This is a genomic window from Microcoleus sp. FACHB-68, from assembly GCF_014695715.1.
Taxonomy (GTDB): domain Bacteria; phylum Cyanobacteriota; class Cyanobacteriia; order Cyanobacteriales; family Oscillatoriaceae; genus FACHB-68.
Window position 1 is genome coordinate 195313 of record NZ_JACJOT010000003.1, and the last position, 21464, is coordinate 216776.

The 21464-nt window shown below is 47.8% G+C and carries 21 protein-coding genes; 11 read left to right on the forward strand and 10 right to left on the reverse strand.

Features of this window, described 5'->3' with window-relative positions; genetic code table 11:
• Positions 1–55 precede the first annotated feature (55 nt).
• The 3 genes from H6F73_RS03240 (at position 56) to accD (ending at position 2480) form a co-directional block, all read left to right on the forward strand.
• Positions 56–877 carry a prepilin peptidase gene (locus tag H6F73_RS03240; protein ID WP_190757492.1) on the forward strand — a complete coding sequence of 274 codons (822 nt, stop codon included), beginning with the start codon at positions 56–58 and terminating at the stop codon, positions 875–877.
• A 67-nt stretch (positions 878–944) separates the two neighbouring features.
• Positions 945–1154, forward strand: coding sequence for a hypothetical protein (locus tag H6F73_RS03245; RefSeq protein WP_190672068.1), 210 nt, complete (start codon positions 945–947; stop codon positions 1152–1154).
• A gap of 384 nt (positions 1155–1538) precedes the next feature.
• Positions 1539–2480 carry an acetyl-CoA carboxylase, carboxyltransferase subunit beta gene (gene accD / locus H6F73_RS03250; RefSeq protein WP_190757381.1) on the forward strand — a complete coding sequence of 314 codons (942 nt, stop codon included), beginning with the start codon at positions 1539–1541 and terminating at the stop codon, positions 2478–2480.
• 31 nt (positions 2481–2511) lie between these two features.
• On the opposite strand, the gene H6F73_RS03255 is transcribed toward accD, so the two are convergent.
• Complete coding sequence (locus H6F73_RS03255; RefSeq protein WP_190757382.1) at positions 2512–2658, reverse strand: hypothetical protein; 147 nt, start codon at positions 2656–2658, stop codon at positions 2512–2514.
• Positions 2659–2776: 118 nt separating this feature from the next.
• Here H6F73_RS03255 and H6F73_RS03260 point away from each other — a divergent pair, with 118 nt between their 5' ends.
• The 5 genes from H6F73_RS03260 (at position 2777) to H6F73_RS03280 (ending at position 6506) form a co-directional block, all read left to right on the forward strand.
• Entirely contained in the window at positions 2777–2974 is a 198-nt protein-coding gene (locus H6F73_RS03260) for a translation initiation factor IF-2 (RefSeq protein WP_190757383.1), read from the forward strand.
• 198 nt (positions 2975–3172) lie between these two features.
• Positions 3173–3664 carry a photosystem II cytochrome c-550 gene (gene psbV, locus H6F73_RS03265; protein WP_190757493.1) on the forward strand — a complete coding sequence of 164 codons (492 nt, stop codon included), beginning with the start codon at positions 3173–3175 and terminating at the stop codon, positions 3662–3664.
• A gap of 145 nt (positions 3665–3809) precedes the next feature.
• The gene (gene psbV2 / locus H6F73_RS03270) at positions 3810–4313 is read left to right on the forward strand and encodes a photosystem II cytochrome PsbV2 (protein ID WP_190757384.1); all 504 of its coding nucleotides are present in this window, start codon (positions 3810–3812) and stop codon (positions 4311–4313) included.
• 174 nt (positions 4314–4487) lie between these two features.
• On the forward strand, positions 4488–4820 hold the full coding sequence (gene petJ, locus H6F73_RS03275; protein WP_190672049.1) for a cytochrome c6 PetJ: 333 nt from the start codon (positions 4488–4490) through the stop codon (positions 4818–4820).
• A gap of 948 nt (positions 4821–5768) precedes the next feature.
• Positions 5769–6506, forward strand: a complete 738-nt coding sequence (locus H6F73_RS03280; protein WP_347239463.1) for a COP23 domain-containing protein — start codon at positions 5769–5771, stop codon at positions 6504–6506.
• 48 nt (positions 6507–6554) lie between these two features.
• Here the strand turns inward: H6F73_RS03280 and H6F73_RS03285 are convergent, their stop codons facing one another.
• The 3 genes from H6F73_RS03285 to H6F73_RS03295 all read right to left on the reverse strand — a co-directional run bounded on the left by H6F73_RS03285 (position 6555) and on the right by H6F73_RS03295 (position 10287).
• Complete coding sequence (locus H6F73_RS03285) at positions 6555–7916, reverse strand: LCP family protein (RefSeq protein WP_190757494.1); 1362 nt, start codon at positions 7914–7916, stop codon at positions 6555–6557.
• Between the two features lie 251 nt (positions 7917–8167).
• Complete coding sequence (locus tag H6F73_RS03290) at positions 8168–8581, reverse strand: hypothetical protein (RefSeq protein ID WP_347239464.1); 414 nt, start codon at positions 8579–8581, stop codon at positions 8168–8170.
• 44 nt (positions 8582–8625) lie between these two features.
• Entirely contained in the window at positions 8626–10287 is a 1662-nt protein-coding gene (locus H6F73_RS03295) for a S8 family serine peptidase (RefSeq protein WP_199330387.1), read from the reverse strand.
• 100 nt (positions 10288–10387) lie between these two features.
• Here H6F73_RS03295 and rpe point away from each other — a divergent pair, with 100 nt between their 5' ends.
• Positions 10388–11095, forward strand: coding sequence for a ribulose-phosphate 3-epimerase (gene rpe / locus H6F73_RS03300; protein WP_190757387.1), 708 nt, complete (start codon positions 10388–10390; stop codon positions 11093–11095).
• 46 nt (positions 11096–11141) lie between these two features.
• Here the strand turns inward: rpe and H6F73_RS03305 are convergent, their stop codons facing one another.
• Positions 11142–11903 (reverse strand): thioredoxin domain-containing protein, encoded by a 762-nt coding sequence (locus H6F73_RS03305; protein WP_190757496.1) that lies wholly within the window; start codon positions 11901–11903, stop codon positions 11142–11144.
• A 299-nt stretch (positions 11904–12202) separates the two neighbouring features.
• On the reverse strand, positions 12203–13633 hold the full coding sequence (locus H6F73_RS03310; protein WP_190757388.1) for a site-specific DNA-methyltransferase: 1431 nt from the start codon (positions 13631–13633) through the stop codon (positions 12203–12205).
• Between the two features lie 403 nt (positions 13634–14036).
• Here H6F73_RS03310 and urtA point away from each other — a divergent pair, with 403 nt between their 5' ends.
• Complete coding sequence (gene urtA, locus H6F73_RS03315; RefSeq protein WP_190757389.1) at positions 14037–16856, forward strand: urea ABC transporter substrate-binding protein; 2820 nt, start codon at positions 14037–14039, stop codon at positions 16854–16856.
• Between the two features lie 162 nt (positions 16857–17018).
• Here urtA and H6F73_RS03320 read toward each other — a convergent pair whose 3' ends face one another.
• From H6F73_RS03320 to H6F73_RS03335, 4 genes are all read right to left on the reverse strand, one after another.
• A complete protein-coding gene (locus H6F73_RS03320) occupies positions 17019–17531 on the reverse strand; it encodes a hypothetical protein (RefSeq protein ID WP_190757390.1) in 513 nt (170 codons plus the stop codon).
• A 110-nt stretch (positions 17532–17641) separates the two neighbouring features.
• Positions 17642–18082 carry a hypothetical protein gene (locus tag H6F73_RS03325; RefSeq protein ID WP_190757391.1) on the reverse strand — a complete coding sequence of 147 codons (441 nt, stop codon included), beginning with the start codon at positions 18080–18082 and terminating at the stop codon, positions 17642–17644.
• 123 nt (positions 18083–18205) lie between these two features.
• A complete protein-coding gene (locus tag H6F73_RS03330) occupies positions 18206–18394 on the reverse strand; it encodes a CsbD family protein (RefSeq protein ID WP_190757392.1) in 189 nt (62 codons plus the stop codon).
• Between the two features lie 462 nt (positions 18395–18856).
• The gene (locus tag H6F73_RS03335) at positions 18857–19039 is read right to left on the reverse strand and encodes a CsbD family protein (protein ID WP_190757393.1); all 183 of its coding nucleotides are present in this window, start codon (positions 19037–19039) and stop codon (positions 18857–18859) included.
• Positions 19040–19379: 340 nt separating this feature from the next.
• Here H6F73_RS03335 and uvrB point away from each other — a divergent pair, with 340 nt between their 5' ends.
• A complete protein-coding gene (uvrB, locus tag H6F73_RS03340; RefSeq protein WP_190757497.1) occupies positions 19380–21383 on the forward strand; it encodes an excinuclease ABC subunit UvrB in 2004 nt (667 codons plus the stop codon).
• Positions 21384–21464 lie beyond the last annotated feature (81 nt).

The following is a 21464-nucleotide window of genomic DNA, read 5'->3' on the forward strand; positions in this document are numbered from 1 at the left end:
GACAAAAAATCTTACCGTCGCATTTTGATCATTTACATTTAAAATTTGTGTGTTTATTGATACATTCGTTGCGGTTGCATCGGGTCTGATTGTCTTCCTGTTGGGATCTTCGATTGGCAGCTTCTTAAATGTCGTCGTTTACCGGCTGCCGGCAGGCTTATCACTGCTTTGGCCACCTTCTCGCTGTCCCCACTGCCTGAACCGGCTCAAAGCCTCGGAAAACGTGCCGGTTTTCGGTTGGTTGCGGCTGCGAGGGCGCTGTAGCCATTGCCGCAGCCCAATTTCCCCGCGCTATCCGATCGTAGAAGCCGCCACCGGCATCTTATTTTTACTCGTTTTCTGGACATTTGACGCCTCTTGGCAAACCGTGGGTTACTGGGCTTTTTTTAGCTGGTTGCTAGCGCTGTCACTCATCGATCTCGACACAATGACGCTACCCAACCCCCTCACCCAGTCGGGAGTCGTTGCCGGCTTAGCCTTTCAAGCAATTGCCGGTTTTCTGCCGGCGAACTCCCCAACGGATACGATCAAACAACTCATGGCGGGCATCATCGGCGCAGTCGTGGGAGTCTGGCTCTTAGACATTATCCGCTTAGTCGGTTCCCGAATTTTCAACAAAGAAGCAATGGGTGCCGGTGATGCTAAACTAGCCGCCATGATGGGCGCTTGGTTGGGCTGGAAGTATTTGCTCATCGCCGGCTTCCTCGCCTGTACCGTCGGTGCCTTTGCCGGTGGCGGCGCAATTGCTCTAGGTTGGCTAGAACGGAATAAACCCATGCCATTTGGCCCATTCCTCGCCATTGGTGCCGGTGTCACAGCACTTTGGGGCGAAGCGATTTTGAGTACCTACCTGCGGCTGTTTTTCCCAATTACCTAAGTTTCAAAACGCAATCTTTTATCCAACTTGCCCGCATTTCCCCAGTTCCTCTTTTCAGGATGCCGTTGTGTCTTGGATTACCCTAAAAACCACACTTCACCGATGGGAAGCTGAATTAATGCAGCAAGTCCTCGCCGCGCATCAAATTCCCAGCCGCATTATTGATTTGGGGGCGGTATCTTATCTAGGAATGGGAAGTCCTGCCGCCTTGCAAGTTCGCTCACAAGATCAATGGACAGCGCTACTCCTGCTGAGTCCAATTGAGACAGAAGAGTAATATCCTTGCCGGCGCTTTCTGTGCGGGTGGAGTGCCGGTTGAGTTAGCTAAACGTTGTGTATTGTCGCTTCCTTCGGGGCGTCACACTGCCCTATCTCTAGCGGCATAGCACAAGACAGTAGCGCCCAAAACCCCCATAAGCCGTTAAAAACAATCCTTTTAACCAGATGCCCCTAACAGCTATAGGATAGAAAGTCTAAAGGCTGAATGGATAGTGGCAGTGCGAATCCCATTTTCTCTTTGGTCAGTAAAAGATCCGACCTGATCGCCTTAAAAAGGGAAAAGCCTTATTTCAGCTTTTTTAAGGGGAACGATAGGTGGAACGAGCGATCACGCATAAAAACCAAAAAGGTATAAGGATTTAGTGAGGAATTAGGCGTTTTCATGTCTCTATTTGATTGGTTTGCAAATCGACGAAAAGCCGGCCCTATTAGTAACGACCGGCACGAACGTGAAATAGCCGACGGGCTGTGGAACAAATGTGAAGCGTGTGGCGTACTTACCTACACCAAAGACTTACGGGCCAACCAAAAAGTCTGTTTAGAGTGTGGCCATCACACACGAGTATTTAGTGATGAACGCATCCGGCAGCTCATTGATGCCAACAGTTGGATGCCTTTAGACGAGGGACTTTCCCCGACTGATCCCCTGAAGTTTTTCGACCGCAAATCCTACGCGGATCGTTTGCGAGAGTACCAAGAAAAAACCCGCCTGAAAGATGGCGTGCAAACCGGCATCGGTCAACTCGATGGCCTTCCAGTCGCACTGGGCGTCATGGACTTTCGGTTTATGGGCGGCAGTATGGGTTCAGTAGTGGGGGAAAAACTCACCCGTTTAATAGAATGCGCCACGCGAGAACGCTTGCCGGTGGTGATTGTCTGCTCCTCCGGTGGTGCCAGAATGCAGGAGGGGATGTTAAGCCTGATGCAAATGGCCAAAATCTCCGGCGCTTTAGAGCAACACCGGCAAGCGCGACTGCTTTACATCCCGGTTTTAACTGACCCCACCACCGGCGGCGTCACCGCAAGCTTTGCCATGTTGGGAGACATGATCCTAGCAGAACCCAAAGCCACCATCGGATTTGCCGGTCGCCGAGTGATCGAGCAAACCCTGCGTGAAAAGCTGCCCGAAAATTTTCAAAGTGCCGAGGATCTCTTGCAGCACGGTTTTGTTGACGCAATTGTGCCCCGCACCCAGTTGAAAAACACCCTCGCCCAGCTACTTCGCCTGCATTCAACTCCCCTGCCACCCGCATCCCACCTCGTACCACTTCCACACACCCATCTGCTTGAGTATGACGGTGCCCGAAGAGTCAGAAGTGAATAGGATCTAGGAACTAGGGGCATGGGACTAGGGACTAGGGGCTAAAAGAGTGGGGACAAAATGCCCAATGCCCGATGCCCAATGCCCCATGCCCAATGCCCAATGCCCAATGCCCCATGCCCAATGCCCAATCCCCCATGCCCCATGCCCAATCCCCCATGCCCAATCCCCCATGCCCCATTCCCCACCCTCTCGTAACTTCTGATACAGGTTGTTTTAAGAAAGGTGCCGCTCGGTGGCATGATATTGATATTAACGTGGCTCAATCTTACTTAACCTTTTAGCCAACCATCATTGTTATGGGGTTTGCAGACCTGTCAATTGCAGAAATTGCAGAGGATTACAACCTACCTGTCGAGGACGTTTGTAGTCTGTGCGACCAGTTGGGTATTGCTTATAAAAACCCTCAGACCCGTCTTGCTTTGGAGGATGCCAAGGCAATTATGGCTAACATCATGGCTCAACGCCAAGATGCCGGTTCTGATGGGGAAGCCTGAGCGATGCCTTGCTGGGACGTTCTACCGCTGAGTTTCTCCGGTAAAATCCTTGTCCCTGCTGCAACGATGGGCCGGCTTTCAAAACTGTTCTGGAGACGTGAGCAGATGCAAGGCGTTTCCATAACAGCGGTTGAGCGAATTTTGAATCATAGCTGTGTTGAGCATCCAAAACTCTCGCCGAATTTTTTGAGGAAAACCATGCTGAAAAGGTACATCTGGCTTGTTGTGGCCACTGTATTCTTCACGTTTCAAATATTTGTTAGTGAAGCCGGTGCTGTCGAATTGGACAAAGCAACTCGCACCATCCCCCTGAACGACAACGGTGAAACGGTTGTGCTGAGCGTCAAACAAGTAGAGAAGGGCAAACGCCTGTTTAACGATACTTGCGCTCAATGTCACATAGGAGGCGCTACGAAGACAGATCCCAACGTGGGACTGGGGCCAAATGCCCTAGCCGGCGCTACACCGCCGCGCGATAACATTGAAGCGCTGGTAGACTACATCAAAAAGCCCACCACCTACGATGGGTTTCAGGACATTTCTGAATACCACCCCAGCATCGAAAGCGCTGACATCTTCCCAGAGATGAGAAATCTCACAGACAATGACTTGTTTGAAATCGCGGGTCATATTCTCATACAGCCGAAGATTGTGGGCGAACAATGGGGCGGCGGTAAAGCTATCCGCTGACACTTGATCTGTCAGCAATTGACGACTGGGGAAAGTGTGAAGTGTGAAGTGGGAAACGTGTTTTCCCTTCTCCCTTATCCCTTTTCCCTTAATCATGCCCCTCATCCTGGCTCTGCTCATCCAACATGAAAAGAGGTTCACCCCCATGCTGCGCCGATGGTTTTCAGTTCGCACGCTGTTAACGGTTTTAGCTGCGAGTCTTATATTGATGGTGAGCTGCTTGCCGGCTCAGGCTGCCGGTGTCGATGCCTACGTGAGCCGGTATCTAAAAGCAACTGAGCCGGTGCCGCTAGAGGTGGATGATCAGGGCAACACGCGTCTGTTCTCTCCAGAAGATTTGTCTGCCGGCAAACGTCTGTTTACGCAAAGTTGCTTAAACTGCCATGTCGGGGGAGTCACTCTGCCCGATCCCACAGTGTCTCTATCCTTGAGCGATCTTAAAGGAGCGACGCCACCGCGCGACCACATCAACGCCTTGGTTGCCTATTTTCGCCAGCCCATGACTTATGATGGCAGCGAACCAACCTTTTGGTGTCGCGAGGTGCCCGAAAGTTGGATGTCTCAGGAACAGGTGGAAAATTTAGCAGCTTTTGTTCTCAGGGCTGCCCAAAAAGCTCCGGGATGGGGGACGGAAACGTTTGGCCTCTAATCGGCAGAACACAAAACCGTCTCTTAAGAAGAGAAAATGAGGCCGGCACTCAATAGCACTGTGCTTGTTCTGATCCCCCGCGATTGCCCTTAGGCGAATTAAGAGCGCATTCGGTGTCAACAAGCAAGATAAAATGAAGCTTGTGCGAAATTTGTTGAATAGAGGAGAACTCCGTTGAAAAGATTATTATCTGTTGTCGTGTTAGCCCTCGCAACGCTAACCTTTTTCCTAGGCCGTCCCGCCCTTGCCGGTGACGCCGCCAGCGGTGCCAAAGTATTTAGCGCCAACTGTGCCGCTTGCCACATGGGCGGCGGTAACGTGGTTATGGCCAACAAAACCCTGAAGAAGGAAGCTCTGGAGAAGTACAACATGAACTCTCTAGAAGCAATCACCACTCAGGTGAAGAATGGTAAAAATGCCATGCCGGCCTTTGGCGGACGTCTGAATGAGAAGCAAATTGAAGATGTCGCCACTTACGTTTTAGAACAAACAGAAAAAGGCTGGTAAGTCGCGCTCGCTTTCGCTGTTACCAGTGACGCTGAGGGTGAAAGGTTAAAGGGGAAGAGTTAGTGTTTTCTGGCTTTTGTCTTTTGACTTTTCACTCTCTTTGTTTTGCCGGCTCAATGATATTTTAATTTAATTATCTTGACAAAATATTTAATTAATGATATTTTATCAGTTTGAATAAATTTCAAGCCCAGATAATCCCTCAACTAACTTTGTCAGCAACCCATACCTCGCTATTTTAAATTCCTTTATAACCTATCTTTGTTGAATTCATTTCTAGAAGACTCGTCTTTAGAAAATTTTTAATCATATTCCTTTTTACCAAACCAAGAAGCTGTAGGTTTTACGACTACAAACGCTTCCGAATTATCTTAGCCGCAAATAAATTAAGAGACGGTGCCGGCAAATACAGAAACAGCTCCTAATTTTTTTTTACAACAATTGCTCAAGAAGAGTAAAAAATAGAACAATAGCTTGTTTCTGAAAAAGCCAACAACACTTTAGATCCTTAATCAGTAGCACAGCAGCTAGATTTGTCCCAAGAAAACGCCCTCTTCGGTCAAGTCACTAACGTTTCTCCATTGCGAGATGTAGAACCGGCAGGCTGAACCTCTGAACCACTGAGTAGCCTGGTGTTGGTGACACCGGCAGCGCCAGCAGAATCTTTTTTTCCAAAATTACGTCATCATTTAAAGATCGCTCCTGCCGGAAATCTCAGCATTGGACTATTCTCAAGAGTACCGCTCCCCCGTTGCTCTAAGGCTTTTAACGATGCCGGCTCAGTGCTGTAAATGCTATTAAAGTGAGAGAAAGGGGCATCTCCAGATTTTTCGAGTGGTTTGATGTAGCGATTAATGTCCCGAATCTTGGAGGTTTTTTATTATGTCCCCACAGCTTAGATCCCGTAATGGTTTTTCGGTCTCGGCTATTAGAAATATCAGTTTATCGTTGAGCGCAGGGATGTTGCTGGTTGCCGGTGGTGCCGGCGCTGCGTTTAGCGCAACTGCACCCGTATTTATCGCCCAGTCTACACGCTCCAATGTGCGAATTCCGGAAGAACCACAAGCCGGCGATCCTTCAAATCCGGAAGCTGGTAGCCAAACGGCTGACGGCGCTCGGTTTACCTGTGAGTTAGTTAATGGGGAATACACAGTGATGTACCACCCACAGACTCAAGATGGTGAATCTTACGCTTGGGCAACCCCAACTGCTTTGGGAGGTGGCTGGACACCGGAAGCTCGATGCAACGAAATTAGCCGCCGGTTAGAGGCTTACCGGCCTGATGGGTTGCAGGAGTTGCGGACTGCGGTTGAAAATAACTACAACACAATTTGTGTAACGACTCAGAATAATTCTGCCTGTCGGATTGTGCTGACAGTTCCTCCTGGCCAAGATCCCAAGATCACGCGAGATCGCGTATTCCAGAACTTAACAGTTGCCGACGGTGGCGGGCAAACTGATGCGGTGAACACCTTCGTAGATGGTGGCGAGGCCGGCGAACTACTAGAACAGGTTTTAGGCGTAGACCCCTCTAAACTAGGAGAACGGAGCAATTCCCAGCTAAGACCTGACGGAATTAATTTGCGGCCTTTCCTTGATCGTGAGGATGGTGGCACTGGCACCAGATTACGCTCTGGCACGCCCAGCCGGCCCTCTCCCAGCCTGAACCCGGACAATTTCCGCTAAATGGTTTGGCGTCCTTTGTCATTGGCACACTGACAAAGGACGCTTGACTTACCAATTTTGACCGGGTTTGATTTGATCTTGCTGGGTCAGCCAATCCTGGCCCAGTTGGATCGTGATATCTGAACGCAGACTGCCGGTGCTTTCCACCCGCACTTCTCCAAATCCGAGAGAGTCGCGCAGGGATTTTGCACTCTCCATATCTCCAGATTGAGCCACGATGCGCGTCACTTGTAGCGGTTCAGTCCAAGGCTTGGCTATATCCACATTCCGATAGCCGGCCTCACGCAGGTTTGTGATTAACGCATCGACTGCGCTATCTTGGCCGGTGCTATCTTGAATTGCCACCCTAATTCGGCTTGGTTCAATGGCTTGGAAGCCGGCAGAGTCCTGGTTCATATCAAAGTGCTGCGTTACCAGAGCATCGATCCCCTCATAGCTAGGCAACCAGTAACTCGCTTGAAAGTCTTTTGCCTCGCTGAATTCACCGGGCACCATCAACATCTGGACATTCGCCCGCTGAGTTTGGGAGGCAAAACCCACTAAAGCCACCAACTCCTCAATCGTCAAGTTGGTGTCAATGTATTCTTGGATCACGGAGAGAATTTTGGGCAGTCGAACCACCGTGGCTGGGCTTAAAGTCTGTTCCATCAAAGCTCTCATCAGGATCTGCTGCCGCTGAATCCGACCAATATCTCCCATGTCATCGTAGCGAAAGCGCATAAATTGCAGCGCTTGATTGCCGTTGAGCTTTTGTTTGCCGGCTTTCAGATTAATGTATAAATGCTGGCTGTCATCCTGATATTTCATGTCCTTGGGAACGTAGACCGTCACACCCCCCAAAGCATCGACTAATTTTTCGACTGCCTGGACATTCACTCGGATATAGCGGTCAATGCCGATGCCTCCCAAGAGGTCACTGATTGTCTTCGCACTCAGCGCCGGCCCACCATAATAATTCGCTTCGTTAATCTTGGTGAGGCCAACTCCCTCAACAAAGGTTCGCGTATCGCGAGGAATTGAAAGTACAGCTAACTTGTGGTTTTCTGGGCTAAACCGCACCAACAGATTGCTATCTGTAAGACCGTCCAAGGAGTTCACCAGGGCGTGATACCCCAGCTGATTCTGCTGCTTGTCGTCTTCGAGGTCTGAAGTCAGCACTTTGGTGCCGAGAATGAGAATATTGACTGAGCGGGTCAGTTGTGGCATCTGCATACTCATTGAAGTTGAGATGCGTTCGCCTTGGCTAAACACTGCCGCATCCTCAGCACTAAGCCGGCTTTGCATTAGCGGCGTACTTGAGAGCGACACAGCTAGCAGTGCACCTGCTGTAGCCGACAACATGGCCACACCCGTCAAGCCCAGCCCCAGCCACAGCCAATGTCCACGGGTTACTTCAATGGATTTGGGCATGGGGCTATTAGAGGCGGCTTCCCCGGTTGAATGCTGATTGGGTATGTTCTGAGCTGGCACGCTTATTCCTCACACACAAAAATAGGGGCTAGGGGCTAGGGGCTAGCGGTTAGGGGGAGAAGGGGATAGGGGGATAGGGGGAGAGAGGGAGAGGGGCGCTTTGGCAAGTCCGCACTTTTGTAGACCGACTTTCCACTCTCTTAAAAATGCTCTGTACCCACGCCCTCTTCCTAGTTCCTAGCCTCTAGGTTCTAAGGGAGACGATCGCCCATCCGGCTGAACCACGGCAACCATACAGGCTGGCGTTTCCACAGACGAATCATTAAGCCAATACTGACCACAAAATAGCTAGAGGTCAGGACGCTACTTATTATTAACAGGGGAAGCGTCAAGGTTTCCGAAGATTTGGCTCCTGTTTCTAACAAAATGTAAGTCGAGAGCCACACTAGGGCTAAGGTAACGGCTAATCGACTTGCTGCCAGCTGTTCCCGGCTGCCCTGACGCCGGGACAAAGTCCAGAGGGATGGAAAAAAGCCCAGCACTGGAATTAAATACAGATATAGATGTAAATGTTGTGTGTGGGGATTGTCAAATGGATCGGGGTCTTTTTTCATAAAAATATTCTCAACTTGCGTTTGGCTTTTAGGTTTTTTGTTTTTTGTCATTTATTTTCGGTGGTGAGCAAAGAGTCAATGACGATGAGAAATGACTAGGGTGCCGGCACTGTCCACCAGGCGAGGGCATAGGGTTGGGTTGCTTCATTGACTTGCTGGCGAAATTGCACGCGGATCTTATAGCGACCGGCTTGGGGAATGGGGTAAAAAATGTGTTCCACACTGTCTGCGGAACTAATGGAGGCTCGGATGCTCTTTGCTATGTCGTTTTCACCCTCTGGCATTAAGTAAAGGTCGAGGTTGTTCAAGCCGCGATCACGAAATTCTTCCCCTTCATCATACTGATCGTTTTTGTTGGTATCCTCTAGCTCAACCCGCCGGTTCCAGGCTAAGGTAATCGCGACAAAACTTCCCTGCTTTAAGGGTTCCTTCAGCCTATAGTCTCGGAAGGAATCCCCAGTTTTGAGTGTCGAGTTTTGAGTGTTCTCAGAAGTGTCTAAAACTGCGTTAACTGTGTTATAATCCCATCCCACTATTGGTACGGGAGCATCTGGCTTCCACTGGCCCGGATTGAACTGCTGGTAAGCTCGGAAGGCGTTAAGATGTCCGGTTCCGATTTGGGCGTGCAGGGGAATCGTTGGGTCTTTGTAGGCATCGGAGTTTAACCAGTCGCGGTTGTCTTTGTCTGTGACGGTGCGGGTCATATTTTGCAGCAGCCCGTCGCCACTGTCTTTGACTTTTTCTGCTGAGTTGAGCAACACGACTTTCATGACTTCCTGGCGTCGCGCATCTAGGCTCCAGTGAGGCTGCCGGCTGCGGAGCTGACGATCGCCGAATTCTTGCAGCAGAGCGACCGTAGCGGTGACGTGAGGGGCCGCAAAACTGGTGCCGGTGGTGCGGGAGATACTGCCGTCTGGGTTGAGCATGGAGATATCCCGACCGGGTGCCACCAGACTGATAGACCGGCGATCTCCAACATTTCCTTCTAAACCGGCCAGCCGGCTGGCAAATCCTGTAAATGTGCTGCCCAAGTTGGCGACATCAACTTTGGAAAATATTCCTTGATCGAGGTTGGAAAAGGCAACATTGACGCCATTAAAGTTATCCGTGGGAATCGGAATTCCGCCTTTACCTTGATTGCCGGCAATCACATAAAGGACATCGTGGACGCGGGCTGACCAATCGATGCATTGAGTGAGTGGGGCATTGCCATCTAAGACGGCATCAGGTCGGGGATCAAGGGTTAAGGGTTCGCCAAAGCTAAAATTAATGGCTCGCACGTCACCGCTATTTTGCTGGGCGACGTGCTGGGTGGCTAAACATTCGAGGAACTGCCGGTTTTTGGTGCGCGTACTAATGGCAGATGAGGAGTAAAGTCTGGCTGCCGGCGCGACTCCCCGCAGAGCTTTGGCATTGCCGATCATGACACCGGCAACGCTTTGGGCGTGGGGATCAACATTGGTATCTGATTTAGGCCGGTTATTGCCTTGAAAAACTCGCGTCACGGCAATCCCGGTATTTTGGGACATCTTTTTGTCTATGCCAAACTGGGCAGGCCGGCCTATTTCCACTTGGCCAATGGCGATTTTGCGACCGAGCAAGTTATAGGGGGGGTTCTGTAAGCGAGTGGCATCGATCCCGGCTTCTCCCACTGAGGTTTCTAGGGCTAAAACCGGCACAGATAAGCCGGCAGCGCCCAGACTCCAAACAGTCCACACCAGTTTTTTAACAATCTGCCGCTGATTTAAGGCTGCCATTTCCAAAAATTTCTAAAGTTAGGTAATTCACTCAATTCTGATAACTATAAATATTTTGTTAAACTTATTACCACACAGGAAGCAGGAGACACCGCCAGCCATGACTCAAACACCCTCAAGCAAATCTATTGTGATCGCTCCATCCATCTTATCAGCCGATTTCAGCCGTCTAGGAGAAGAAATTCAAGCGGTGGATAAGGCTGGGGCAGATTGGATTCACATCGATGTCATGGATGGTCGCTTTGTCCCTAATATTACAATTGGGCCACTGATTGTGGAAGCCGTTCGTCCTGTGACTACAAAGCCGCTGGATGTCCACTTGATGATTGTGGAACCAGAAAGGTACGTTGAAGATTTTGCTAAAGCCGGCGCGGATATTATTTCGGTTCACGCAGAGCATAACGCTTCGCCTCACCTGCACCGCACGCTGTGCCAAATTCGGGAACTCGGCAAGCAAGCCGGTGTGGTACTCAATCCTTCTACGCCTTTGGAGTTGATTGAGTATGTGATCGAAGTCTGCGATTTGGTGCTGATTATGAGCGTCAACCCCGGCTTTGGGGGTCAGAGTTTTATCCCGGCTGTGGTGCCTAAGATTCAAAAGCTTCGCCAAATGTGCAATGAGCGCGGACTTGATCCGTGGATTGAGGTGGATGGTGGTTTGAAGGGCAATAACACTTGGCAGGTTTTGGAAGCCGGTGCCAATGCCATTGTGGCCGGCTCTGCTGTATTTAAAGCGAAGGATTATGCTGAAGCGATTGAGGGAATTCGCAATAGCAAGCGTCCTACCCCTGAATTGGCGGCAGTTTAATTGAATGTCTCGTTCCCAGACTAAACCTGGGAACGAGAATGCTTTTCTATGGGGTTTCTGTTTGGGGTTCAGCCGGCTGCTCTGTTTGTGCCGGTGCTGGAGTTGCACCGACGACGCGCTCTAAAGCTTTTTCTAATTCTGGTAGCTCAATGGCACCGGCAAGCGTTTCGCCGTTGAGGGTAAAGAAAGGCGTACCAGAAATGCCCAAACTTTCAGCGAGTTGGACATCTTTTTGAATGGCAGCCTCGGCAGCCGCGCTTTGACGATCTTTGTTGAACCGAGCTTCATCAAGTTTCAAGTTTTTTGCAATTGTTCCATACAACGGCTCGCCTAACTTGTCTTGTTGGGTAAACAAGGCACTGTGATACTCCCAAAATTTGCCCTGCTGCTGTGCTGCCCATGCGGCTTTGGCAGCCGGTAGCGCCTCTGGATGCAACTGAGTTAGGGGCAAATGCTTGTAGGTTAACGTGACTTTATCCTTATGCTTGTCCATAAACTGCTTCACAGTTGTGTGAGCTTTGGAGCAAAAGGGACATTGAAAGTCTGAAAACTCCACGAGTACGACTTTTCGATCCGCTGCGCCGGTGGCGGGGGAATCCCCGATCACTGAGGCAGGATTGACGATCATTTGCTGCAAAAATGTTTGGCGTGCCTGCTGAACCTGCTGCTGTTGTTGCTGTTGGTACGCCTGAACTGACTCTACAACCACTTGCGGGTTTTCGCGAATGATCTGTAAAACTTGCGCTTTTAACGCTGAATCTGCTGCCGGCGTTGATTTGGCTGCCGGCTTGTTGGCTGTGCAACTCATTAAGGATAGGGAGATTGCCAGCACTCCAGCCAGCCAGAATGAGCGCTGAGGGCGGGATAAATGCCCAACTGTAAGGCGAAGGGTAGCAAGGCTATTCAAGAAAAACCGGCGCATAGAAAACCTCGGATCGATTTTAGATTTTAGACTTGGGGAGCGGCAATTCTTAATACTTTACTGGCATCTTGCAGCCGGCCTGGAATAATTTTAGAGATTGTACAACTACAATTTGACCTATTCAATTTTATCTAATTCGATTCCTATTCGACGACTTTTTAGATAAATTTCATAAATCTGACATTTTAAGGAATTTTAAGACGCTTTCCTTCTTCCAAGATTTCTTGAATCGTGACAAGTTGCAAGCGAGGGTAACTATTTCCCTTGGTTTTATCATGATGAAATCCATAAGTTTGAGCTTTTTCTACAAGAGCAATACTTTTTTTTAAGACAATGTAAATAACCAGACTAGCTTTTTGACTTATTATAATTTCATGCATTTCTTCAATATCTGAAAAATTTATATTATTTTGTTTAAATTGCAATATTATTTTATGAAATTCTCCATGTTCTCCTAAAAAATAGACAACACCTTCTATTCGTTGGTTGGAACGTTTTTTCTCTTGGATAAGCGCTTGGTTATTTGAATAGGTAAGAATCGCCCATTTGTCAAATTCATTGCGCCGGCAATGGCTTTGATCGCTTGCCAGTGCGATTGCCGATTCCCTATCTTTGGGAATACCCATTAGTTGAATTTGGGATAGTATGTGACTGCCAAAAGAATTTTCAAGGCGTTTAAGAACCAGACTAATGCTTTGATAGGTAATATCGATTCCTATCCATTGCCGGTTAAGGCGCTGAGCAACGGCTAAAGTTGTCCCGCAACCGCAGTAAGCATCTAATACAACATCACCTTCATTACTGCTAACTTTGATAATCCGTTCTAAGAGCGCTTCTGGTTTCTGGGTTGGATACCCTAACCGTTCTTTATCTTGCCGATTTAATGTTTCGATGTCTGTCCAATAGTCTTCAGCAATTTTTCCTTCATCTAAATAGTATTTATATAATTTACCTGTGATTTTATCAGTTTTTTGTTGATATTGCCGGCCTGCTGCATCTGTCCTAACTTTCATGTGAGAGTTTGGTTTTCTACAAATTGATGCAGCTTTTTCATTAAAGGTATATCTTTCAGCGCTTTTTGTGTAAAAAAAAATAATGTCATGCTTTTTTGCAAATTTCTTATTGCTTTTACCGCCAATTGAATAACACCAAACGATTTCATTTTTAAAATCTCCACCGCTAGGACAAAAAACGGCATCAAGCAGTAGCTTAAGATAATGGCCGGCAGTCGGATCGCAGTGGAGGTAAAAACTCCCAGTTGGCTTTAAAATACGATGAATTTCAGTAACTCTCAGAGTAATACTGGCTAAATAAGCAAGTAAGCTGCCTTTGCCTAGAACTTTTGATAAGCCGGCCATTAAATCAATCGTTTGAGTTGTAAATTTATTTTGATAATTATCAATGATCTGGGAAAAGCCGGCATCTGCGAAATCATCCCAAGCCCAAGTATCTGTAAAGGCTTGCGTTTTCCACTGATTTCCTTGGTTGTTATAAAGTTGGTAGTAGCTGCGGTTGGAGTTAAAAGGCGGATCGATATAGCATAAATCTACAGAGTTATCTGGGATAAACTGACGCAGCATTTCAAGATTATCACCGTAAAATAATTGGTTCGTCATAGAATAGAAACCGGGTAAATTAACCGATCTTAGGATAGCCGACGAGCCTAAGTCATTTGATTAAATGTGGAGTGCAGACATCTTGCCGGTTTGCCGTTATCTTAGAAAGGATATTGATTCGAGTTTTCTATTTTTGGATACCGGCACGTCAGATTGGGCCAACATCTACAGCTTTGCAATCAAAAAATTTACGTTTATCAGAAGTCTACTCTGAGCCGGCAGTCGTTTCATAACAGTTTGACGGATTGACTGTAAGCGATAAATGCTCACCTGTCAGTTCTCGGTTTTAAATTTTAGATTGTATATTCGATTTAGAGATTTGTGCAAATTGCTTTAAAACCCAGATTTGGCGAGATTGAATTAAAATTTCAGGGTTAGAGCCATAAAATTAATAGAAAACCGTATGGGAGCAAACAGCACTCACCCTACCCGGAAACTGAACACCGGCACTACCCCGATTAAAATTGGCGTGCTGCATTCCCTCACCGGCACCATGTCGATCAGTGAGATTTCCGTGAAAGATGCTACCTTGCTGGCAATTGATGAAATTAATGCCGCAGGCGGAGTTTTAGGATGCCGGCTCGAAGCAATTATTGAGGATGGGGCGAGCGATTTGCAAACCTTTGCCCAGAAGGCGAAGAAATTGCTGCAACAGGAACAGGTAGCCGTCGTGTTTGGCTGCTGGACTTCTGCCAGTCGCAAAGCCGTGCTGCCGGTGTTTGAAGGGTTGAATGGATTGCTCTTTTACCCCGTACAGTATGAAGGTTTAGAGCAATCTCCAAACGTCTTCTACACCGGCGCTGTGCCCAACCAGCAAATTATTCCAGCGGTGGATTACTTATTCGCTCAGGGCAAGCGGAAAATTTACCTGATTGGCTCAGATTACATCTTTCCGCGTACCGCCAACCAAGTTATCAAAGCGCAATTGGCGGCACAGGGGGGAGAGTTGGCGGGAGAAGATTATATCCCCCTTGGCGGCACAGATTTCAGCACGACAATCGCCCATATTCAAGCCTCACAACCCGATGCAATTGTCAACAGTCTCAATGGCGATAGTAATGTCGTTTTCTTCCAGAAGTTGAGAGAAGCCGGTTTCACAGCCGAAGACTTGCCGGTGATGTCTGTGAGTTTGGCAGAAGAAGAAGTGCGAAACATGGGGGCTGAAAATATTGCTGGACATCTGGTGGTGTGGAACTATTTCCAAACCATTGAGACAGAAGAAAACCGGCAGTTTGTCAAAGCTTACAAGGAAAAATACGGTCAAAATCGCGTCACAGATGACCCCATCGAGGCGGCATATTTGGGCGTTTATCTGTGGAAGCAAGCCGTAGAGAAGGCGGGTTCAACAGACGTGGCGAAGGTGAAGGCGGCTGCTAAAAATATCGAGTTTGCCGCGCCGGGAGGCATTGTTAAGATAGATGGCAAAACCCAGCATACTTGGAAAATTGTGCGCGTCGGTAAGGTGAGAGCAGATGGTTTGATCGGGGAAATCTGGAATTCTGGAGAGCCGGTGTGCCCCGATCCGTTCCTCAAACTTTATCCCTGGGCGGCAGGATTTTCTAACCGAAGGTTCCGGGGAGGAATTCGCACCTCCTTGATCGCGCTGTTTAGCGCCCTGGGAATGCTCACCTCGCTGGCGGTGTGGGTTGGGTGGATCAGCGCAACGCAACTCAAAAGCGCGAGTGCAGCGCTCTCAGTGGCAAATGACGAGACAGCGCGGAAGCTGGTGCTAGAGGCGAGCGCAGCGGCAAATCACAGTCAGTTTTTGTTGCTGCTGGCGCTGCTTTTAAATGTGGTGGGGATGCCGGTGGCGCTGCTTGTCGTCTCTCGGATTACCCGTGCCTTGGCTGAAGTGACGCACACGGCTCAACTGCTGTCGAGTGGCGATTTGAACGTGCGATCGCCGGTGACTTCTGGGGATGAAATCGGGCTGCTTTCCTCAACTTTAAATACAATGGCTCAGCAAGTAGGCAGCTTGCTTAAGGGTTTAGAAGTGCGAAGCCGGCAACTTGAAGAACGTAGCCTTGAGTTGCAAGCTGCTAAAGACGCAGCCGAAGCTGCCAGCCGCGCCAAAAGCACATTTTTGGCGAATATGAGTCATGAGTTACGCACGCCTCTCAACGCCATTATTGGCTACAGCGAGATGCTACAAGAGGAAGCCATAGATTCAGGCTATGGGGAGATGCAACCCGATCTCGATAGGATTTGCATCGCTGGAAAACACTTGCTAACAATGATCGGCGATATTCTCGATATCTCGAAAATAGAAGCCGGCAGAATGATTCTTTGCCCAGAAACGTTTGATGTAGCGGATTTAATTGATGAGATTGCGGTGAGTTTCCGGCCTTTGATTGCAAAAAATGGTAACACTTTGACGGTCAATTGCGACCACAACCTCGGCACGATGTATGCTGACTTAACGAAACTGCGGCAATCACTTTTCAATCTGCTTAGTAATGCGGCTAAGTTCACTCACCAGGGCAAAATTACGCTGACAGTGAGTGCAGAAGAGGGCGATACTGAGGATTCATCGTTCATTGTTTTCTCTATCAGCGACACCGGCATTGGCATAACGCCGGCACAGATGGCGAATCTTTTCCAGCCATTCACCCAAGCAGATGCCTCCATGTCGCGCACCTATGGAGGCACCGGCTTAGGGCTTGCGATTACTCAGAAATTTTGCCAAATGCAAGGCGGGGAAATTTCTGTTAAAAGCGAAGCCGGTTGTGGTTCTACTTTTACGATTCGCCTGCCGGTGGTAGTGAAAACTGAAGAAGAAACTGAGCCGGGTGATGCGGAAGTGAAGTCTCAAGTTTGGGATAGCCGTGTTCTGAGTCTTTCTACTACTGTACTGGTGATTGATGATGATCCGGACGCACGAGAACTGATTGCGCGTTGCTTGACTAAACAAGGGTTTCGCGTGGTGGCGTCGGCAGGTGGCGAGGTGGGATTGCGACTGGCACAGGAATTGCGCCCAGATGCGATTATTCTGGATGTGATGATGCCTCGTATGGATGGCTGGGCGGTACTTTCAGCCCTTAAAGCCAATCCGAATCTGGCTGATATTCCGGTGATTGTGCTGACGTTTGTGGAAGATAAAAATCAGGGATTTGCTCTGGGGGCGGCGGAATATTTGATCAAGCCGGTTGATTACAAAACTTTTACGGATCTTTTGAACAAAATTAGTGATCGCAATGCTTTAAGTTCATCACGCAGTGGTTAGAATTCTACTGCTTTTCGGACACGACAATATTTGTTTTTTAACCGCTGATAAACGCAAATGAATTTGAGGATTGGATGCCGGCAATAAAAAAAGGGCGATCATTCATGATCTCCCTTAAATACCCAGAAAAACAACTTTTTTTGACCGCTTCGGAAGCTGAGCTTAGTGACGATTGCCCAACCACTTAGCGGCAACTACACCCACGATAGCAGCCACGAGGGGATTGCCCAGGAATTTCATTAAATCTGGCTTATCCGCTAATACTTCTTGGAAAACATCGGGGTGAGAGTGATAGGTAAAGGATGCTAGTTTAGCAACATCATCAGAAGTCATGCGGCTGGCATGATGGGTTGAAAGTCCCAGTTGTTGCTCTAGCTGCTTGTCCTTAAGACCTCTCTTTTCCAAATGCTTGAAGAATTCGCGAGCAACATCATCCCGTTCGTTGGGCTTAATTTGTGCGATTGCTTTTTGCAGTTCGGGTTCCAACTGGCTGGGAGGAATATTACTGTGTTGAAGAGACTTACCGAACAATTGGCGACGCTCATTAGGCGTTGAGCGTTGAGCGAAATCGTCAAAATTTTGGTAATCTTGGGTTGGGGCATCGCTCATCATTTCGCTATCGCCCTGTGCCAAATCACTCATGATATGGCGTTTATATTGGTCGCTTGTACTCATTTTATTTTTCTCCTGCTTTGAGTCAATTGTTTTTTGCTCAGACATCAACTTTCCATGAATTGCGGCAACTTTCTTGATCCGCTTTTCAAAATGTCTGAAACTGCCTGTCATTAGCCGGCTTTATAGTCAATTTTGTTTGACTGTTGATCGTACTTGGCTGTCAAAATTAGTTTCTTATCAGGGGCGTAAACTAACACGCTGACATCCTGATTAGGGAAATTGTGATGAAAGCCTTGGGCTAAGGAACGCGCTAAATCTTTTACTTCGTTTGGATTTACTTGCGGTGTAATTACAACACCCAGCTTGTTGTCGTCACGCACGTAAGCATCTTGAACCAGTCCTTTGGCAGTTTGCACCACCCAAGCACCAAACTCTTGACCGGCTGCGCTATTACCCCGTTCTAATTGGGAATAAGCCAAGCTGCCGGTGTTGCCCGGTAAACTCGTTGGACTTTGGGCAGTCGTTGCTCCCCCACAAGCTGTTGCTGTGCTGAGAACTAATACTAAAACAAGCGCTATCAAAGCTTTCCGAATTTGTTGAAAGAAACCCACATTAACCTCCTCTTAAAACTGTGTTTGTAAATTGACTTTTAGACCACCGTGTATTTAAAGCACTAAAAAAAGTCGAAGGGCTAGATAAGAAATGAGCTATCCAGCCGGCCTCGACAGCAAGGCTTATAGCTTGTCAATGGTGTCTTTGACTTTATCTTTCAGATCTTCACCAGCGTGGCGGGTTTGCCCTTCTGCTTGTTTCATTTTGCCTTCAGCTTTATCTTGAGGATCGCCGGTGACTTCACCCAGCGCTTCTTTAGCTTTGCCTTCAAGATTGCTGGCTGTTGCTTTGGCTCTATCTTCTAAGCTCATTTTGTTACTCCGTATTCGTTTGATATTGTTTTATCTACTTTCATCGTATTGGCTGAGCTTCATCAAGCCATCTACCCGCAGGCGGATTCAAGACAAACGCTGTCTCCGACTCTTGGGGGATAGCTGGGGATCGCGTGTTTCCTTGTGAGTTTGCAGGACAAGATAATGAAAAAGCAGAATATCTCTGCTAATCATCTGCTAAAGTTAGCCATCAATTAAAGATATCAAGTTTTTTTAAAGCTGTAGGCTCGAGATTTAGCGGCAGCCGCCCTCCTCTGCTACGCATTTATTTTTTTTGTCCAGATTGAACGGGATAAGGGGAGAGGAATGGGAGATTTGGTTGCATCCGATATAAATCACGAATCAAATGCGCTTTAGCTGAGCTTCTAAATCTTCTGTTTAATACAATAAGGGTCTGGGTAGCGAATGAGTTACCCAGACCCTCCAGTCAAAGTATGAGAGTTAGTCCAGCTTGTGGTCGATCTCTTCTTTCAATTCTTCCGCAGCATGACAAGTTTGCAAATCAAGTTCCTTGGCTTTACCTTCAACTCGATCTTGAGGATCGCAAGTAATTTCACCTACCACTTCTTGAGCTTTGCCTTCAAGGTTCTCTCCAGCCACTTTTGCTCTTTCTTGGATGCTCATAAGCTTTCTCCTTATTTTTGAGCGCTTTGAACTTAAGTGAAAGTTGCAACTTTAATATTAAGTCTATTCTTAGCTTAAGCAATATAGTTGAGCCAGCCCTCTACCTGAAGGCTGATTAAATTCAGGAATTTTTATTAATTTTCTGTTAAAATAAGAGAATGATTGTATTAAAGTTTTTACGCTTGATAATTGTTAAAAAAGTTCATAAAAGCAGAATCTGAATTTGTCTGCCGGCCTGAAATGCTTTCTTTGCCTATATTAAGTAAAACATTCTCCCAGCCGGCCCTGTATCGGGCTGCCGGTGTTAACATCCAATTTGGAAGCCACTGCGAAAGACGTTATGGTGCAATTTCATCTCCAAGCCCCCTTTCAACCCACCGGCGACCAGCCGCAAGCCATCGCACAACTGGTTAAGGGCATTCAAGCCGGCCACCCCTATCAAACCCTGCTAGGGGCCACCGGCACCGGCAAAACCTTCTCGATCGCCTCAGTGATTCAGCAAATCCGCAAACCCACCCTCGTACTCGCCCACAACAAAACCCTGGCTGCCCAGCTCTGCAACGAATTGCGGGATTTCTTCCCGAACAATGCCGTTGAATACTTTGTCAGTTACTACGACTACTATCAACCGGAAGCTTATATTCCTGTCACCGACACCTATATCGAAAAAACCGCCTCAATTAACGATGAAATTGATATGCTGAGGCACTCAGCCACTCGTTCGTTATTTGAGCGCCAGGATGTGATTGTCGTTGCTTCAATTAGCTGCATTTACGGCTTAGGAATCCCTTCTGAATATTTGAAAGCTTCTATCCCTTTAAAAGTGGGAAATGAAGTTAATCAACGTCAATTGCTGCGAGACTTAGCCGGCGTGCAATATACGCGCAACGATTTAGATTTAGGTCGAGGGCGGTTTCGGGTTAAAGGCGATGTTTTAGAAATTGGCCCTGCCTATGAAGACCGAATTATTCGAGTAGAGTTTTTCGGCGATGAAATTGACGCCATTCGTTATCTTGACCCCGTAACCGGCAACATCTTGCAAAGCGTAGAAGCCCTAAATATTTACCCAGCGCGTCACTTTGTTACCCCACAAGATCGCCTAGATATTGCTTGCCAAGCCATTGAGTCGGAACTAGAAGAACGGCTGGAAGAATTGCAAAAAGAAGGGAAATTATTAGAAGCCCAGCGCTTAGAACAACGCGCCCGCTACGATCTGGAGATGTTGCGAGAAGTGGGTTACTGCAATGGCGTTGAAAACTATTCTCGTCACTTAGCAGGGCGGATTGCCGGTGAACCCCCAGAATGTTTAATTGATTATTTCCCGAAAGATTGGCTACTCGTGATTGATGAATCTCACGTTTCAGTCCCACAAATCCGGGCGATGTATAATGGCGACCAAGCGCGTAAAAAAGTGTTAATTGAGCATGGATTTCGCCTTCCTAGCGCAGCCGATAATCGACCCCTCAAAGCTGATGAATTTTGGGAAAAGGTCAATCAGTGTATTTTTGTTTCCGCTACACCCGGAGATTGGGAAATAGAAAAATCAGAAGGTCATGTAGCAGAGCAAGTGATTCGGCCCACCGGCGTGATTGATCCAGAAATTTTTGTGCGGCCAACATCCGGTCAAATAGATGATTTATTAGGAGAAATTAAAGACCGAGTTGACCGGAAAGAACGCACGCTGGTAACAACTTTAACCAAGCGCATGGCGGAGGATTTGACAGAATATCTCCAAGAGCGCGGAATTAAAGTCCGGTATCTGCATTCTGAAATTCAATCGATTGAGCGCATTGAGATTCTCCAAGCGTTGCGTGAGGGTGAATTTGACGTGCTAATTGGCGTCAATTTACTGCGAGAAGGATTAGATTTGCCAGAAGTTTCTCTCGTGGCGATTTTGGATGCAGATAAAGAAGGATTTTTACGGGCGGCGCGTTCCCTCATTCAAACCATCGGGCGGGCGGCGCGTCATGTGCAGGGACAAGCGATTTTATATGCCGATAATCTCACCGACAGCATGATCAAAGCGATTGACGAAACGGATCGCCGGCGGGGAATTCAAACCGCGTATAATAAGCTGCACGGAATTACACCGCAGTCAATTGCCAAGAAATCAGGAAATGCCATTTTGTCATTTTTGGATTTGTCGCGCCGGCTCAACTCCCAGCAGTTGGAAACCGCTTGCGAACAGGCTGATGAGCTTTCTTTAGAGCAGATTCCTGAATTAATCGGCCAATTAGAAGCGCAGATGAAAGAAGCGGCGAAGAAAATGGAATTTGAGGAAGCGGCGAAGTATCGAGATCGCATTAAAAATCTGCGAGATCGAATGCTCGGCAATCACCGATAACCTTTCTCGGAAAGTAGCCCAGAGATCATAGCATTCGGTTCAATAAGTATGCCTTAAATTAAACATATATGAACCGAATGC

Coding starts and splice junctions, on each gene's coding strand:
- accD (WP_190757381.1), top strand. CDS start 1,539: ATGTCTCTATTTGATTGGTTTGCAAATCGACGAAAAGCCGGCCCTATT.
- H6F73_RS03255 (WP_190757382.1), bottom strand. CDS start 2,658: ATGGGGCATGGGGGATTGGGCATGGGGGATTGGGCATGGGGCATGGGG.
- H6F73_RS03260 (WP_190757383.1), top strand. CDS start 2,777: ATGGGGTTTGCAGACCTGTCAATTGCAGAAATTGCAGAGGATTACAAC.
- psbV (WP_190757493.1), top strand. CDS start 3,173: ATGCTGAAAAGGTACATCTGGCTTGTTGTGGCCACTGTATTCTTCACG.
- psbV2 (WP_190757384.1), top strand. CDS start 3,810: ATGCTGCGCCGATGGTTTTCAGTTCGCACGCTGTTAACGGTTTTAGCT.
- H6F73_RS03285 (WP_190757494.1), bottom strand. CDS start 7,916: ATGCCCAAATCCATTGAAGTAACCCGTGGACATTGGCTGTGGCTGGGG.
- H6F73_RS03290 (WP_347239464.1), bottom strand. CDS start 8,581: ATGACAAAAAACAAAAAACCTAAAAGCCAAACGCAAGTTGAGAATATT.
- H6F73_RS03295 (WP_199330387.1), bottom strand. CDS start 10,287: ATGGCAGCCTTAAATCAGCGGCAGATTGTTAAAAAACTGGTGTGGACT.
- rpe (WP_190757387.1), top strand. CDS start 10,388: ATGACTCAAACACCCTCAAGCAAATCTATTGTGATCGCTCCATCCATC.
- H6F73_RS03305 (WP_190757496.1), bottom strand. CDS start 11,903: ATGAGTTGCACAGCCAACAAGCCGGCAGCCAAATCAACGCCGGCAGCA.
- H6F73_RS03310 (WP_190757388.1), bottom strand. CDS start 13,633: ATGACGAACCAATTATTTTACGGTGATAATCTTGAAATGCTGCGTCAG.
- urtA (WP_190757389.1), top strand. CDS start 14,037: ATGGGAGCAAACAGCACTCACCCTACCCGGAAACTGAACACCGGCACT.
- H6F73_RS03320 (WP_190757390.1), bottom strand. CDS start 17,531: ATGAGTACAAGCGACCAATATAAACGCCATATCATGAGTGATTTGGCA.
- H6F73_RS03330 (WP_190757392.1), bottom strand. CDS start 18,394: ATGAGCTTAGAAGATAGAGCCAAAGCAACAGCCAGCAATCTTGAAGGC.
- H6F73_RS03335 (WP_190757393.1), bottom strand. CDS start 19,039: ATGAGCATCCAAGAAAGAGCAAAAGTGGCTGGAGAGAACCTTGAAGGC.
- uvrB (WP_190757497.1), top strand. CDS start 19,380: ATGGTGCAATTTCATCTCCAAGCCCCCTTTCAACCCACCGGCGACCAG.